15 protein-coding genes are annotated in these 13,838 nt (G+C 59.6%); 11 read left to right on the top strand and 4 right to left on the bottom strand.

Features of this window, described 5'->3' with window-relative positions; translation table 11 throughout:
- Nucleotides 1–12 precede the first annotated feature (12 nt).
- Nucleotides 13–714, top strand: coding sequence for a helix-turn-helix transcriptional regulator (locus tag OHL20_RS09175; protein WP_263382891.1), 702 nt, complete (start codon nt 13–15; stop codon nt 712–714).
- A 3-nt stretch (nt 715–717) separates the two neighbouring features.
- Here OHL20_RS09175 and OHL20_RS09170 read toward each other — a convergent pair whose 3' ends face one another.
- A complete protein-coding gene (locus OHL20_RS09170; protein WP_263382890.1) occupies nt 718–2,049 on the bottom strand; it encodes an SGNH/GDSL hydrolase family protein in 1,332 nt (443 codons plus the stop codon).
- A 155-nt stretch (nt 2,050–2,204) separates the two neighbouring features.
- On the opposite strand from OHL20_RS09170, the gene alr reads away from it, so the two are divergent.
- The 4 genes from alr to OHL20_RS09150 all read left to right on the top strand — a co-directional run bounded on the left by alr (nt 2,205) and on the right by OHL20_RS09150 (nt 5,501).
- The gene (gene alr / locus OHL20_RS09165) at nt 2,205–3,404 is read left to right on the top strand and encodes an alanine racemase (RefSeq protein ID WP_263382889.1); all 1,200 of its coding nucleotides are present in this window, start codon (nt 2,205–2,207) and stop codon (nt 3,402–3,404) included.
- A gap of 69 nt (nt 3,405–3,473) precedes the next feature.
- Nucleotides 3,474–3,689: a hypothetical protein gene (locus tag OHL20_RS09160; protein WP_263382888.1), complete on the top strand. Its 216-nt coding sequence runs from the start codon at nt 3,474–3,476 to the stop codon at nt 3,687–3,689.
- Nucleotides 3,689–4,717 (top strand): Gfo/Idh/MocA family protein, encoded by a 1,029-nt coding sequence (locus OHL20_RS09155; RefSeq protein ID WP_263382886.1) that lies wholly within the window; start codon nt 3,689–3,691, stop codon nt 4,715–4,717. Before OHL20_RS09160 ends, OHL20_RS09155 begins: the two co-directional genes overlap by 1 nt.
- Nucleotides 4,718–4,922: 205 nt before the next feature.
- Nucleotides 4,923–5,501, top strand: a complete 579-nt coding sequence (locus OHL20_RS09150; RefSeq protein WP_263382885.1) for an HD domain-containing protein — start codon at nt 4,923–4,925, stop codon at nt 5,499–5,501.
- A gap of 192 nt (nt 5,502–5,693) precedes the next feature.
- On the opposite strand, the gene OHL20_RS09145 is transcribed toward OHL20_RS09150, so the two are convergent.
- Nucleotides 5,694–7,244 carry a M20/M25/M40 family metallo-hydrolase gene (locus tag OHL20_RS09145; protein WP_396271858.1) on the bottom strand — a complete coding sequence of 517 codons (1,551 nt, stop codon included), beginning with the start codon at nt 7,242–7,244 and terminating at the stop codon, nt 5,694–5,696.
- 159 nt (nt 7,245–7,403) lie between these two features.
- On the opposite strand from OHL20_RS09145, the gene OHL20_RS09140 reads away from it, so the two are divergent.
- From OHL20_RS09140 to OHL20_RS09130, 3 genes are all read left to right on the top strand, one after another.
- The gene (locus tag OHL20_RS09140) at nt 7,404–7,604 is read left to right on the top strand and encodes a hypothetical protein (protein WP_263382883.1); all 201 of its coding nucleotides are present in this window, start codon (nt 7,404–7,406) and stop codon (nt 7,602–7,604) included.
- Nucleotides 7,605–7,619: 15 nt separating this feature from the next.
- The gene (locus tag OHL20_RS09135) at nt 7,620–8,039 is read left to right on the top strand and encodes a carboxypeptidase-like regulatory domain-containing protein (RefSeq protein ID WP_263382882.1); all 420 of its coding nucleotides are present in this window, start codon (nt 7,620–7,622) and stop codon (nt 8,037–8,039) included.
- 159 nt (nt 8,040–8,198) lie between these two features.
- The gene (locus tag OHL20_RS09130; RefSeq protein WP_263382881.1) at nt 8,199–9,182 is read left to right on the top strand and encodes a DUF1259 domain-containing protein; all 984 of its coding nucleotides are present in this window, start codon (nt 8,199–8,201) and stop codon (nt 9,180–9,182) included.
- A 71-nt stretch (nt 9,183–9,253) separates the two neighbouring features.
- On the opposite strand, the gene OHL20_RS09125 is transcribed toward OHL20_RS09130, so the two are convergent.
- Nucleotides 9,254–9,805, bottom strand: a complete 552-nt coding sequence (locus OHL20_RS09125; protein WP_263382880.1) for a hypothetical protein — start codon at nt 9,803–9,805, stop codon at nt 9,254–9,256.
- Between the two features lie 268 nt (nt 9,806–10,073).
- Here OHL20_RS09125 and OHL20_RS09120 point away from each other — a divergent pair, with 268 nt between their 5' ends.
- A complete protein-coding gene (locus tag OHL20_RS09120; RefSeq protein WP_263382879.1) occupies nt 10,074–10,556 on the top strand; it encodes a DinB family protein in 483 nt (160 codons plus the stop codon).
- Between the two features lie 9 nt (nt 10,557–10,565).
- A complete protein-coding gene (locus OHL20_RS09115) occupies nt 10,566–11,135 on the top strand; it encodes a DNA-3-methyladenine glycosylase I (protein WP_317890945.1) in 570 nt (189 codons plus the stop codon).
- Here OHL20_RS09115 and OHL20_RS09110 read toward each other — a convergent pair.
- Complete coding sequence (locus OHL20_RS09110; RefSeq protein WP_263382878.1) at nt 11,132–12,253, bottom strand: acyltransferase family protein; 1,122 nt, start codon at nt 12,251–12,253, stop codon at nt 11,132–11,134. The genes OHL20_RS09115 and OHL20_RS09110 overlap by 4 nt on opposite strands.
- A gap of 202 nt (nt 12,254–12,455) precedes the next feature.
- On the opposite strand from OHL20_RS09110, the gene OHL20_RS09105 reads away from it, so the two are divergent.
- On the top strand, nt 12,456–13,775 hold the full coding sequence (locus OHL20_RS09105; protein ID WP_263382877.1) for a Y-family DNA polymerase: 1,320 nt from the start codon (nt 12,456–12,458) through the stop codon (nt 13,773–13,775).
- The last annotated feature ends 63 nt before the right edge of the window (nt 13,776–13,838 follow it).

The raw sequence follows: 13,838 nt of genomic DNA, 5'->3' as shown, positions 1-13,838 counted from the left end.
AGGATTACGAACATGCGACGTGCGGACCGCCTCTTCCGGATTGTTCAATTTCTGCGCCTCGGCCGCTTGCTGACGGCGCAGAAGCTGGCTGCGAAGCTGCAGGTCTCACAGCGGACGATCTACCGCGACATTCAGGACCTGCAGCTCTCAGGAATGCCGATCGAGGGCGAGGCGGGTGTCGGCTACACGCTCAGGCGCGACTTCGATCTGCCATCCCTCATGTTTACCCGTAGCGAACTCACCGCACTGGTCCTCGGTGCGCGGCTGGTTCGCGCATGGGGTGGCGCAGAGAACGTCGTTGCAGCCAGCCAGGCGCTGCAGCGCATTGAAGCTGTCGTTCCGGCAGAGATGCGCGACGAGCTCGACGCCATCCTGCTCTACGCTCCGGAATTCCAGATGCGTCAGGCTCTACGCGAACGGCTGGATGCGCTCCACGCAGCGTGCCTGGCGAAACGCGCCATTCGGTTCCGCTACACACGCGAGGATGGAGCCGCGAGTGAGCGTGAGGCCCGTCCTCTCGCGCTTGCTTTCTGGAGCGGTGTCTGGACCCTGGCCGCGTGGTGCGAGCTGCGAGCGGAGTTCAGGTCCTTCCGCCTCGACCGCATGGACCACGTCGTTGTCTTCGAGGAAGCCTTTGTTCCAAGACGCGGCCAGGGGCTCGAAGACTTCCTGAAAAAGGCCATCACTCCGGCAGAGCGCAACAAGCTGCTCTGAGCGTCAGTGTGTCTGCCGATCTCCGATGAGCACTTCATTGACCGCAAGCCCCGCAGTAGCTGGAATGGCTACATGCCCAGTTGTCTTAGCGAGGTTCGGAGGCCAGAGCGGGTCCGCTGCCGCAATCGGTCCCAGGGCAACATCCGGAATTGTGGTCTTGAAGGCGGTGTTCATGCTGTCAATGAACTTGTTCGCGACCACAGCATAACCGGTGTTCGTCGGGTGGATGCCATCGAGAGAAAAGAAGCCACCAAGAAAGGTGCTCGTTCCTGTATAGCCGTTGACCTGAAGGCCGGAAGCAGTCACCTGCGCAAAGAGCGCGTTGATGTCGACTAACGTGGCCCCAGCAGCCGTAGCAGCTTGCGAGATCACCTGGTTGAAGGCGGTCACCTGCGCCTTGACCGTGACAACCTCAGCAGCGGTCAGCACACCAGCATCGCTCAGTGGCGGCTTCTGAGTTCCGGTCAGGATAGCGGCGATCTGGGCCGTTCCCGCAGGTGTCACGTAGTCGCCGGGAACGATGCCGAGGAGTGCACTGAGATTCGCCGCAGGAACTCCGGTCGCCTGCGAGTAAAGGGCAAGAATGGTTGCGGCTGGAGTCAGATACGGCACCTGCGTCACGTCAGGAATGTTGCCGATCACAAGATGGGCGCTGGTTTGCGTGGTGAGCATCGTCATCAGCGCCTGGTATTGAGTAGTGAAATTAGCCACCGAAGTCATACTGGCTGGCGAGCCGGTGAGATCAGCAATCAAGGCGTCGTTATTTCCGATCCAGAGAAAGATCGTAGTGGGCTGCGCCTTCACCGCGAAGGTCGCCTGCGAGTATGCCTCGCCGTAACCCAGCCCCGGAAAGCCGAGAACAAGCTGATTGATCTGCTGCTGCCCGGCGGTCGGGTTTGCAAGCGGGACGGTGTTCATCACGTCGTTGACAAAGGCTCCGGGCACCGCAAGGTCCGTCGGTTGAATCGCGAAATTGTCGCGTCCCGTCGTTGTTCCCGGAGCCGTGATGACGACAGGAGGCGGTCCAACAGAGACGAGTTGCAGGACGTTGGGAGCGCCGGGAAAGGCGATCAGTGGCTGAACGATGCTGAAGCCGGCCTGCGTAGCCACGACCGGTGCCCATCCATGAACCTGTTGGGTGTCCAGCAACGAAGAGCTCTGATATCCAGCAGTAAGCGAATCGCCCAGGAAGATCGTATTGGTAAAGTTGCCAGCGTTCTTCGCTTGAGCCGCTTGAATGGCAGCCAGAGGGTTTCCGCTGTTACCGCCGCCGGAGCAACCAACAACGACGGCAGGGAGGCACAGGCTGAGAAGTCTGAGTGAACGACTATTCATTTTCATGGCAAAGCTCCGGAGACCTTCCATCGGGAAGAGCAGAATCGCCACGCAGGCAGCCTGATTCTTCCGACGCGAAGTTGTACCACAGCCGCGATGCCTTGTGGAAGGTGGATAAGCTGCGGACGATACCATGGTTGCTGGGATGGATCGGCGTGAAGAGTTGGATTGAGGTATCAGAGCGGCGGCTGACGGAGAACTACCGGACAACGTTGGCTGTGGCGCAACAGGAGTCAAGTCAAGATACGGCCTTGCTTGCGGTGATCAAGGCTAATGCCTATGGGCACGGTGCAGTGATCTGCGCACCGGTTCTGGCCCGCGCAGGAGCGGCGTGGCTGGGTGTGACCGATGCCGCTGAAGGTACAGCCGTCCGGTCAGCCCTCACAGAAGCAGGCATTGAGTTGCAGCCGAGAATACTTGTGATGTGCGGCTGCCTCCCCGAGGATGCCGCGGCGATCGTTCGGCATGGTCTGACGCCGGTGGTTTGGCAGCAGGAGCAGATACAGGCTCTTGCTATCGTTGCCAGCCGTGAAACAATCGCGGTCCACCTCGAGATCGACACCGGCATGTCTCGCCAGGGCGTACAGATTGCGGAGTTGCAACTGCTTCTCAATTTGCTTGCCGCTACACCGCAGCTACGGCTTGACGGCGTGATGACCCACTTTGCCTCAGCCGAAGTCGCCGGATCGGAGCAGACGGCGCTACAGCGGAAGCAGTTCGAGGCCGCTCTACAGACTGTTGCCGCGGAGGGATTTACGCCAGCCTGGATTCACGTCGGGAATACCTCAGCCGTCGACAATGGAGCGGATGGAGGCACGCTGACGTGGCTCGCTCGACTTGCGGAGAGCTTCGGAGCACGCCCGATGGCGCGAGCTGGCCTCGGGCTCTACGGCTATAGTCTGCCGCTTCAAGGTCTTGTCGCGAGCGATGGTCAAAGCACGGCGCGGTTGCAGCCTGCCATCAATCCAGTGATGACGTGGAAGACGCGCATCGTGAGTCTGAGCGAGTTTGAAGCAGGCGCGCGAATCGGCTATGGCGGAACCTTTGTGGCCGAGCACAGAATGCGGCTCGCTCTGCTGCCAGTCGGCTATGCAGATGGTCTGCGCCGGGAGCTGTCCTCCTCCTCCGGCGATGTCGGGGGCTGGGTGATGATCGCTGGAAAGCGTGCGCTGATCGTAGGTCGCGTCTCGATGAACCTGATCACCGTGGATGTCACAGATCTGCCGGATTTGGCCGTCGGTGACGAGGTTGTGGTGCTTGGCGAGGGCTCTACGGCGGAAGATCATGCGGCGCTTGCCGGCACAATCTCATATGAGATTCTCTGTGGGATGCGAACTCCCGTTGTGCTGGTGTGAAGCCTCTATTTGCTTCGATCCCGAGCGGACGGTAGCATCAGAAGCGGAAAGAACAAGAGGACATCACTCATGGAATCGAACACCACGGCGCGACGGACAGAAGATATTGCGCTTGATCTCTTGAAGTTTGTTGCGGCAACTGCAAACGTAGGCGCGAAGGCTGCCGGTTCCAGCGTAGGCTTTGGCGTTCCTTCGGCTGCCAAGTCGGACGATCAGGTCGCTCATCTCCTCGAGCTTTATGGCCGCTGCCGCGAGGCGGTTGAGGCACCAGGCGCCAAGAAGTAGTGGCTGCTTCTTCGGCCCTGCGCGTCGCTGTCGTCGGGGCTGGAGCCTTCGGGCGCAACCATCTTCGTGTGTACAGCGAGCTGCAAAAGTCCGGTTATCCAGTCGAACTGGTGGCAGTCGTCGATCATGACCTTGCTGTGGCCGCTCAGGCTGCAGCCAGCTACGGAATCTCTGGTTTTGAGTCGGTAGAGGCTTTCCTGAAAGCTGGAATCGCTGTAGATGCGGTTTCGGTCTGCGTGCCGACGGTGCTTCACGCGGCGGCTGCTCTTCCGTTGCTGGCGGCAGGCATCGACCTACTGATTGAGAAGCCGCTGGCGGCGAATCTGGCCGATGCAGATGCGATTCTTGCTCTGTCGCGAGAGCATCGCCGCATCGTGCAGGTTGGCCATCTGGAGCGTTTCAATCCTGCGGTTACAGCGGCGCGTGACGAGTTGCGCCGACCGATGTTCTTCGAGGCGCATCGGCTCAGCATCTTCACGCCTCGTTCGCTTGATGTCGATGTGGTGCTTGATCTGATGATCCACGATCTTGACATTGTGTTGAGCCTGGTTGATTCGCCGGTGCGCGAGGTGCGCGCTGTCGGTTTGCCGGTGCTTTCGCACAAGGTCGATATTGCGAACGTTCGGGTTGAGTTCGAGAACGGCTGCGTCGCCAACTTTACGGCGAGCCGCGTCAGCACGGAGCGCGTCCGCAAGCTGCGCTTCTTCCAGCCGCATCAGTATCTATCGCTCGACTTTGCCCGGCAGGATCTGCTGATGATTGACGTGACGGCTGCTGCGGGAATGGATCCGGCGCAATTGGCTGCTCTCGCGCAGGCTGCAGGTGAGCATCCTTCGGCGGGACTGTCGCTTCGGAAGGTGCCTGTCGTCGAAGGGGAGCCGCTGCGGTTGGAGATTACGTCGTTTCTCGATGCGGTTCGTGGCCGAACAAGGCCAGTAGTTTCAGGTGAAGATGGACGGGCAGCTTTAGCGCTTGCGCTTGAAATTAATGCGGCGATCGCCAGTCATGCGGCACGAACCGGCTTGTAGCTATTTCCGGATCACGGGCGTTTGTGGAAGTACCCCTCCCCCCCCGTACCTGAGTGCGTAAAGTCTTCAAAGGAGATACTTTAGGTGGGTACTTCGTTAGCTCCGGGTATGCTGGTGCGTTGCTCGTGACGACCAAGGCAGTGCCGGGAAGAGCAGAATTGTCAAATAGTTCGGCTCGTATCTGCAGCGTATCCTGCATGTATCTATGCAAGCGACAATCGACTTTATTCTGGAGCTGGACAAGCTGAAGGGCGTGACGCGCAAGGTGCGTCCACTCGGCCTGGAGCGGTACGAAAACTCTGCGGAGCACAGCTGGCAGCTGGCCTTGATGGCTATCTCGCTGGTGCGGTTTGCAGAGTCACCTGTCGACGTGAACAGGGTGATCCGCATGGTGCTGGTGCACGATATCGGGGAGATCGACGCTGGCGACACGCTGGTCTATGTGCAGGACGGGTGGGAAGAGCGGAAGGCCCGCGAACTCGCAGGGGTTCAGCGGGTGTTCGGCCTGCTTCCGGCAGGGGTGGGAGCGGAGTGCCTGGCGCTGTGGCAGGAGTTCGAAGACGCGGAGACTGCCGAGGCGAAATTTGCCCATGCGCTGGACAGATCCATGCCCATCCTGCTCAACCTCTCAAACAACGGACAAAGCTGGCGAGAGAACAACATCAATCACGCTCAGGTGGTGAAGCGCAACGGGCCACCCATCAAAGCAGGCTGTCCAGCCTTGTGGGTGTATCTCGAAGCTCGGCTTGAGGATGCTAAGCCGTTGGGTCTGTTTGGCAGTTAGGGTGTGTTGAGATCTTTAGAGCTAGTTTGCTCCTGACGCAAACCGCTCGGGATGACACTTCCTGGATGGATGCAGCGTAGACCAATCTTCGAAGGATCATTCAGGTTTCGCCTGAATCGAAAAGGGCACTCATGACCGTGTCGTTAGTGCCCTTGTTACAGAACGATAACTCGATGAACATCACAAATAGCGTTAGGGCCTGGGTGGAGGTGGAGGTTCAGTTCCCGGAACGGGAGGGCGGTTGCTGGGTGGAGGAATGGGATAAACGGCCATGCTGCGGTGGCCTGCGGCGTCAACGGAGCGGACGCCAAAGATCACATTGTCCTTCGAGATAGGGATGCTGATGTTGGTGACGTTGCCGACGGGTATGACGGTGGTCCAATCGGGCTGGATGGTGTCGCGATAGACGACCTCAAAGGTGGCGCTGGCGGGCATACCGGCTGGCTTCTCCCAGCGGAGGACGGTATTGGTGTCGTAGGGCGGGTTGAGGACAGCAACCTTCTGGGGGATGCCGGGGGCGGAGGCGAAGGTGGCGAGAGCGGCAGCGTTGAGGCGAGCGACGTTGGCCATGTAGTCGAAGTCGTCGTACTGGATGAGGTCGCCGTACTGGATACCATTTTCCATGCGGAGGTTCTGGTGCTGGTGGTTGAAGTTCTCGAGCCACTCGGTAAAGCGGACGGCGGCGAAGCCTTCGGTCGAGAAGCTGGTGTGATCGCCTCCACGGCCGAAGCGGTCGCGGCGGAAGATCATGACGGGGTGGAAGGCCTCGTCGTGGCGGATGGCCATGCTGTGGGCGCGACCGGGGATGGCGGCGGCGTGGTGGTCGGTGGGCAGGAAGTACGTGGCGTCGACGTCGACGATGGCGCGGGCGAGCTCGCGGGCGGGTGCGTCATTTTCTGCGCCGATGGTCTGAATCTGGCGAAGCTGCTCCAGGGTGGCAGGGCCGGGAACGCCTTCGGAGAAGACCCGGACGGCGGACTTATCGGCACCGGTGACGCCGGGTGTGGTGTCGCCGCCGACGATGTCGTTGTTGAGGACGGCTTCGAGGTCCCAGCCTTCAGATTTGGCCAGTTTGGCGAGGTGGCGGCTGCCGTTCAGGCCTTGTTCCTCACCGGCGACGGCTACGAAGATGATGGTGCTGGGGAATTTGAGCTTCGAGAGGACGCGGGCGCACTCGATGGATACGGCGGTGCCGCTGGCATCGTCATTGGCTCCGGGCGCGGCGGCGTGGGTGTCCTCGTTCGAGGAGTTACGGGAGTCGTAGTGGCCGGTGATGAGGACGCGGCGGGCGGCCTGCGACGGATCGGTGCCCTTGAGGACGGCGTAGATGTTCTGGAGGCGGGTGTCCTTGACGATGCGGGAGTTGGGACGGCCGGGCTCGGCGAAGTCGTCGCGCTTGACCTCGAGGCAGCCGCCGCAGGCATCGGAATAGCTCTGAAACTCGGAGAAGATCCAGTCGGCAGCGGCGTTGATGCCGGTGCCGGGAGGCAGGTCCTTATCCATGCTGGAGAGGGTGCTGCGATTGTTGAAGCTGACGAGCTTGGTGATGGTGGCCTTGATACGATCGGCCGAGACCTGCTGGAGAGCAGCGGCGATGGCAGGGTCGGCGGGAGCGGTCTGGACGGGGTGAGATGGCAGTGGTGCAGGTGGTTGAGCAGGCTGTTGAGCTGCCAATGGAGCGGCAAGAAAAAGGGCTGCCGCAAACGAAGTAAAACTATGAGTCCTGAAGGTCACGTTGTTCATCCTTATGGTGAAACCAAATGGAGCTACGGATCGTAAGACTTGGGTGTAGGTCGTATCTTCAATGGACGGGCAGATTCCCTAACAAGTTTCGAGGCTACGAGCGACCTGCGGCTATCATCCCATAGGGGCCGTTTAGACTAAAGTTCCTGAGGAGGGAATATGGCTGTTGTGTGTCCCGAGTGCGATAACCCGATTGTTGTGAATACGGACGATGTGGAAGAGGGCGAGACGGTTCAGTGCGATGAGTGCGGAACGGAGCTCGAGATCGTATCGGTCGATCCGCTGGAACTGGTGCCGGTCGATGTAGGTGGCTATGACGATGAGGATCACACGCGCATCGACGACGAGGATGAGGAGTAAGAGCAGGCGGCATCCATGCAATGTCCGCCAAGCTTTATACTTGTACTCATGATGCGTGTCTCTTCTTTCTGCCGACTTGCTGGAAACCTGGCCATTCTTGGCTGCTCCCTGGTGTTCACCGTAGATGCTGTCAGTGGGAGCAGTGCGGCTGCGCAGCGCGGCCCTGTCCAGCGAACGGTTCAGGGTAAAGTGACCGATAAGGGCGAAGCGGGCCTGAATGGCGCGGTAGTTTATTTGAAGGACGACCACACGTTGTCGGTCAAAAGCTTTATCTCGGAATCGGATGGCGGCTATCGCTTTGGCCAGCTCTCGGCAAATACGGACTATGAGCTCTGGGCAGAAATGAATGGCAAGAAGAGCCCGACCAAGACGATCAGCTCGTTCGACAGCAAGAATTCGTTCCAGATGAATTTGAAGATCGACACCGGCAAGTAACTGCTGGTAACGTCCGTCGAGCAGTTTGATGGTCGATGGCAGTTCCCCTTCTGGGAGCCGTTACCAAAGATCAAGTGATTGAAACGAAAGAATTTGCACGTAGATGGAACAATCGCCCCACCGGCATTTAAATAGCACCACCCGTGGAGCTTTATCCTCATGCGCAGCAATGTTCTTTCTCTCTTCCCAGCCGTCAAGAAACTTCCTGCGCTTCTGTTCAGCTTGTCGACGGGCGCCGCTCTTTGCTTCGGCTCCGTAGCTGCCCAGGCACAGACACCCAGTTACGCGGCCTTCCAGGCGACGCTTGGAGCCGCAGGCACCCTATCGCCGGATGGTGGGGCGATCTCATTTCCTCTGTTCCGGCGGGATCTGTCGCAGCTGACCATTTCGCTTGATGGTTCAACCTCGAGCCCGGCGATGCCGGAGTCGGTGGCGAATGGCTATATCGGTCTGCAGCAGGTTGGCAGCTCCGCTGGTGTGTACTTTGTTACTGGAGCGTTTCCTGCGCTGGCGTCCGAACTGCCTCTGCTTGAGTCGGCTTTGCAGGCCAGTAAGTTGCCCGTCACTGCGATCGTTAATGCGACGGCAGGTCTCTCGCAGCCCGTCGTGACGGTCCATGTGGAAGCAACGATGACGGAGAGCGACGCTGTACTGGCGGCGAATCTTGCGGGTGTCCTGTTGACGATTCATAGCCCGCAGGCGAATGTCCTCGTGCTGCCATTTCCCTCTCCCTTCGACCCTAATTCGATTCCGGCGAAGTTTGTGGACCTGATCGGCGACGGGCAGTTTACGCTGCTCGACGGGAATACCTTCCTGTTCAACCTTCCGCGTACGGATGCTGTGCCGATCACGATTGGCAACGGTATCCCTGCGATTCCGTCGCTTGGCGTCGGGCAGTCTATTTTCATCTCGGGTAACGGCTACAGCGTGATGAATGCGGAGTTGGCGTTGCGTGCGAACGAAGTGGCGAAGGTGTCGAGGATCCTGATTGATGCCGGCTTCACGCTTTCGGCGCAGAGCGACTACTTCGTCGATGATTCAAAGCGACTCACCTTCCTGCATGCCATTGTGATGGCAGGGGATGCCGCCACCTTCGAGCGTCAGGGCAAGGCGCTGGGTAAGGCGCTGAATCTCCTGAAGTAAACGGTTTGTGAGCGGACTTTGGCTTGCAACGCAGACCTGGGTGACCGGGTCTGCGTTTTCTTTTGTGCAGACTACAGCTTGAAGATGTGCTGAGCGTCCATGTTGGGGAGCACGAGTTGGTAGGCTCCTCCGATGAAGAGGACGTCGGCGGTCGGCGGAATCTTCGCTCGATCCTGTGCGCTCATGTTGTGGAGCTGCTCATCGTGTTTCGTTGGGGGCTTCGGGCCGCAGACGCCAAGGAAGCCCCAGACGGGCGTGACCAGCTCAGCCTTGGTGATCGAGGACATGGTGTTCCAGTAGTCGGTTACGGCGCTGCGAACGCGCATAAACTCCTGCGGACGACCGACGCCGCCATTGATGTTGCGATAGCGCTTGCGGAGGTCGGAGAAGCCGGGAACATTCATGCCGCCGATGGTCATCGCAGCCCACGGCGACCAGAAGGACGAGGCGATGCCGGTGTGTGGGTTAAAGAGCCCGTACTGCGTCCACTTATAGAGCTGTGTGCCTTTTTCCAGACGAATGTGGATAGGAGTTGGCCGCACGGTGAAGCTGCCGCGCTCCTCCGAGGATAGTTGATCAAAACGGAGGGATTGATTCAGTTCTACCGTGCTTGCTGCGGCCATCGTGCCTGAGTCCTTTTGCCGAAAAGGTGGGCGATCCAACAGCCATCATAGGCTGCAATGCAGGCAGATGACGATGAATTGCAGAGGAATGTTGCCGTAGGCCCGCGGCGGGTACTCGCGCGTGGAGCTGTCATGTTGGGGATGGAGGTTCCTGGAGCAGTGCGGGCACACAGTGGTTACCGATGCGTCGTGGGATTATGGTTCTTCCGTCTTTGTGGCTCATCGAATGAAATGAAATGGCTCAAAGCAAGAAAGAGATGGTATCCCGATGACGACCGAGCAGCTGGCAATCGATTCTGCACTTAGTTCCTGGAAGCTGGTTACAGGACGCGCTGACAGGACGTTCTCGAAGTTGAGCGAGGAGCAGCTCTTCAAAGAGATTGTTCGCGGAAGGAATCGGCCGATCTACATCTGGGGTCACATCACGGCAGTACACGATGCGCTGTTGACGATACTCGGGTTGGGCGAGCGGCTGCACCCGGAGCTTGATGCAATCTTCGTTACGGCTTCGGACAAGACGGTTGACATGGTGCCTTCGGGAGCGGTGCTTAAGGGTTATTGGGACGAGATCAACACCAGGCTGTATGTGGAGTTCAACCGGCTTTCGGCCGAGGATTGGCTGAAGCGGCATATGTCGATGTCGGATGAGGACTACGCGAAGGATCCGCTGCGCAATCGCCTCAGCGTTCTGCTGAGCCGGACGAACCACACGTCTTTTCACCTGGGCCAGGTCATTCTGGCGACGAACTAAGGGCGCCCGATGCCGAAGAAAGAACTGAAGCGCTGCAACTGGGCGGAGAACGATCCGCTCTACAGCAAATACCACGACGAAGAATGGGGCGTGCCGGAGCACGACAGCCGTGCGCTCTGGGAGATGCTGATGCTCGAAGGCTTCCAGGCGGGGCTCTCGTGGATCACTATCTTGCGCAAGCGCGAGGCCTTCCGTGCGGCGTTTCGGGGCTTCAAGCCGAAGGTTGTGGCGAAGTTTGGCGAAGACGACATTGAGCGCCTGATGCAGGATGCAGGGATCGTTCGAGCGCGCGCAAAGATCAACGCTACGATCAAAGGCGCACAGATCTATCTTGAAATGCAGGCTGCGGGTGAGGATTTTTCGGAGTTCGTGTGGAAGCTTGCGGGCGGCAAGGTCATTCGTCGTAAGGCTGGGGAGCCTGTGCCGGCGAAGACAGAGCTGTCCGAGGAGATCTCGGCTGTGCTGAAGAAGCGCGGCTTCAAGTTTGTCGGGCCGGTGATCGTCTATGCGTGGATGCAGGCGGTGGGCATCGTCGATGACCACGCTGCAGATTGCTTCCGGCACAAGGCGAAACGCTAGGCCTGCTGGAGGAGCGGCACGGGTTCGAGTGCAGGCACAGGTGCGATTGCTGCGGTGCGCGGGCGTTCGAGAATGCTGGCGAGTTTGCGGGTGAGCGGTTTTTCCAGCCAGCGGTAGGAGGCGAGCGCCGTGCCAGCCGAGGTTGCCAGGGCTGCGATGATGAAGACACTCGGCGCTGCAAAGTGAAGCTGCTTCCAAATTATGAAACAGGCAAAGAGCGGTAGCAGGTGGACGAGGTAGAGGCTGTACGAGGCGTTGCCGACGGCTTCCAGCCTTGGCATGCTGAGCGGGCTTCCGAAGATGCAGAGCGCGACAATGACGCCGTCGATGAGCCAGAAGCAGGCGTTCCACATAAGAGGAAGCGTGACCTGGTGCGCGACGAAGGCGAGGAAGGAACTGAGCGCGAGCAGCGGCAATGCAAAGGGCAGTCCGGGAAACTTCAGCGTGAAATCCAGGTGCCTGAGACGCAATGAGCCCAGCACAGCACCCAGGCCAAACAGCAGGATGACCGGATACGTGAGGAACTCGCCCACCGAGCGGGGATTGCTGCCGGAGAGGATCGGGAAGAAGATCGAGCCGACGCCGACAGCCGCTCCAAGTGTGCCCAGCAGGGCCAGTACGCGGAAGCGATGTGGAAGCAGCACAGTCGCAGTAAAGAGCGCGTAGAAGATCATCTCGTAGTTCAGCGTCCAGCCCATGGGCAGAACGGGCAGCAGGTTCGTGTGCGAGTTGACGTAGGGAACAAAGAACAAGGACTTGATGAGATGGCCCGGCGTAATCTCAAGCAACTTGCCCATACCGATGAGTGAGGCCGCGAGGCCGATCACGATGGTGAAAATCCAATACAGAGGAACGACGCGGACGATGCGGCGGATGGCAAAATCGAGTGCACGTCTCGCTGAGGAGTCTTCCGTCGCGTCTGCGGTGTAGGTCATGATGAAACCGCTGATGATGAAGAATATAGCTACGCCCTGAACGCCGAGAAAGAGGCCGAGGGAAGGAAGCTTGTCCGTGAGGCCGTGGTGGGCGGAGACGAGCGCAGCATGGTCGAAGACGACAAGGAGCGCAGCGAGCGCGCGAAGAGATTGAAGGGTGCGGATCTTGGGCAGGGACGCCATGGAAGTGCTCCATTGGGACAATTTGCTTCGTCGGAAGGATTGCATGAAGCCCGGAAGAGATAAGCCGAAGAAGGATTCTCGCCTCAAACAGCGGCCCATCGAGCAAGATATATCACCTTTGGTCACCTATTCGTAACTAAAATCGACACTCCGACGACTGAATGGACGAACAGATGGCGAATACAATAAAGAAGCGGCCTCAGTGCAGACCCTAGACCAATCCGACCGCTTCACCTTCCTGCATATCGACCTGAACAGTTTCTTCGCGTCGGTCGAGCAGGAGTTGCACCCGGAGTATCGCAACCGTCCGCTGGCGGTGGTGCCGACACTGGGCGATACGACGTGCTGCATCGCCGCGAGCTACGAGGCGAAGGCGTTGACGATCAAGACCGGAACACAGGTCGGTGAGGCGAAGCGGCTGTGCCCGGAGATCATCCTGGTGCAGGGAAACCACAATGTCTATGCGGAGTTCTCGCACAAGATTGCGGCGGCGGTGGAGCGCTGCTGCCCGGTAGCCCACACGCCGTCGATCGACGAGATGGTGTGCCAGTTGATTGGGCGCGAGCAGGAACCTCCACGGGCTCGCAAGATCGCGCTTGAGATCAAGCAGGCGATCAAGGACGACGTGGGGCAGACCCTGCGGTGCTCCATCGGCATGGCGCCGAATCGCTACCTCGCCAAGATTGCCAGTGACATGCAAAAGCCGGACGGGCTGATTGGCCTGCTGCCCTCGCAGTTGCCGAGGGCGGTCGCTCACCTGGAGCTGCGTGACCTGCCGGGCGTCGGCGCGAAGACCGAGGTTCGGCTGAACGCGAAGGGCATCACGACGATGGAGAGCCTGCTGGCACTCGATCGGCCGGGCATGCACAAGCTTTGGGACAGCGTCTGGGGCGACCGGCTCTATCACTGGCTGCGTGGTGCGGATACGGGCGACGATGGCGCGCCGGTTGACTCGGGCGTGCAGAAGTCGCTGGGCCACTCGCATGTGCTGGGGCCGGAGCACCGCAGCCAGGGCGGATCGTGGGCAGTGGCGCACAAGCTGCTCCACAAGGCGTCAATGCGACTGCGGATGGAGAAGTTCTACGCGGGGTCAATGGGCGTGACGATCCGCTATCAACTGACGCGGGAGCAGGCAGCGCGGATGAAGTCGAAGAAGCACTTCTCCGGCATCAAGCATTCGAGCTGGGGCATGGAGGCGCGTTTTCGCGACTGCCAGGACACGCTGACGCTGCTCTCGGTGCTGCGGAGCGTGTGGCAGCAAAGCCCGCAGGGCCCGGAGTTTGAGCGGCCATTTTTCGTTGGCGTCACGCTGCGGAACCTGATCCCGGAGAGTGAGTTTCAGGAGTCGCTGTTCGGCGACGAAGGCAATCGCGGCGAGTTGTCGGCCACGATGGACAAGCTCAATCTGAAGTACGGTCACACGACGCTGCACTTTGCGGGGATGTTGCCCGCACGGGACTCGGCACCGACACGGATCGCGTTCACGCAGATCCCGGTGCAGTACGGCGTTGACTATATGTGACACTCGTCACTTCGATTGATGACAGGCTGCACTGCCGCCAGTAGCGCGAGCGGCGCATGCTTC

The sequence above is a fragment of the Granulicella arctica genome (assembly GCF_025685605.1).
In the GTDB taxonomy this organism is placed as follows: Bacteria; Acidobacteriota; Terriglobia; order Terriglobales; family Acidobacteriaceae; genus Edaphobacter; species Edaphobacter arcticus.
The sequence above is the reverse complement of the archived record's forward strand: the minus strand, read 5'-3'. Positions and strand labels throughout refer to the sequence as shown.